Annotated in this window: 1 protein-coding gene; it reads left to right on the top strand. The window is 76.0% G+C overall.

Annotated features, from left to right (window positions below):
* Positions 1 to 1,337: condensation domain-containing protein (locus tag ACFFNX_RS50140; RefSeq protein ID WP_378213565.1), on the top strand; the 1,337-nt coding region annotated here is incomplete at both ends.

Raw genomic sequence — 1,337 nt, 5'->3', positions numbered from 1 at the left:
GCGCGGCTGCGCGCGGCCTGGCAGTCGCTGCTGCGCCGGCACCCGAACCTGCGCGCGTCCTTCCGGCACCTGGGCTCGGGACGGCCGGTCGCGGTGGCCGAGCGCGGCGTCGTCCTGCCGTGGTCACAGGCCGACCTGTCCGGGCTGGACCCGGACGCGTTCGCGGAGGCGTGGGAGCGTTGCCTCGCCGAGGAGGGCCGCCGGTTCGACCCGTCCGTCGCGCCGCTGCTGCGCGTGCTGCTCGTACGGACCGGCCCGCAGGCCCACCGGCTCGTGCTCACCCACCACCACCTCCTCCTGGACGGCTGGTCGCGCGGCCCGCTCGTTGCGGAGCTGTCCGCCCTCTACGACGGGGACACGCCGCCGCCGTCCACGCCCTTCCGCGACTTCCTCACGTGGCTGGCCGGACAGGACCCGAAGGCCTCCGAGGCCGCCTGGTCACGTGCGCTGGCGGGCGCCGAGGGCACCCACCTCGCGCCGCCGGACCCCGAACGCACGCCGGTCGTGCCCGATGTGGTGGACCGCGAGCTCGACGCGGAGACGACCGCGCGGCTCACCGCGCTCGCCCGGCGGTCCGGCGTCACGGTGAGCACCGTCGTACGCGCCGCGTGGGCCGTCGTCCTCGGCCGTTTCACCGGGCGGAGCGACGTGGTGTTCGGCGCGACGGTGTCGGGCCGCCCGGCCGAGCTGCCGGGCGTGGAGTCGATGATCGGGCTGTTCATCAACACCGTCCCGGTACGGGTGCTGATCGACCCGGCCGAGCCGCTGTCCCGGCTGCTCGGCCGGCTCCACGAGGAGCAGTCCGTCCTGCTCGGTCACGAGCACCTCGGGCTGGCCGACATCCAGCGGGCCGCCGGGGCCGGTGAGCTGTTCGACACCCTGCTGATCTTCGAGAACTACCCGGCCGACGAGGACGGCCCCGCCGAAGGGGTGCTCCGGCCGGTCGAGGCGGGCGGACGCGACGCCACGCACTACCCGATCACCTGGGCGGTCGACCCCGGCGAACGGCTCCATCTCACGCTGGAGCACCGGCCCGACCTGGTCGACGGCGCCGCCGCGGAGCGGCTCGTCACCGCGATGACGCGGGTGCTGACGGCGATGGCCGACGACCCGGACACCCCCTCCGGCCGCGTCGACCTGCTCGGGCCGGATGAGCGCCGCACGATCCTCACCGAGTGGAACGAGGGCCCCGCCGACCTGCCCGGCGTCACCGTCGCGGAGCTGTTCGAGGCGCAGGCGGCCCGCTCGCCCGCGGCGACCGCGGTCGGCTGCGGCGAGGTCCGCCGGACCTTCGCCGAGCTGAACGCCCGCGCCAACCGCCTGGCCCGCGCGCTGGT

It is taken from the genome of Actinoallomurus acaciae (genome assembly GCF_042429965.1).
In the GTDB taxonomy this organism is placed as follows: Bacteria; Actinomycetota; Actinomycetes; order Streptosporangiales; family Streptosporangiaceae; genus Actinoallomurus; species Actinoallomurus acaciae.
The sequence above is the reverse complement of the archived record's forward strand: the minus strand, read 5'-3'. Positions and strand labels throughout refer to the sequence as shown.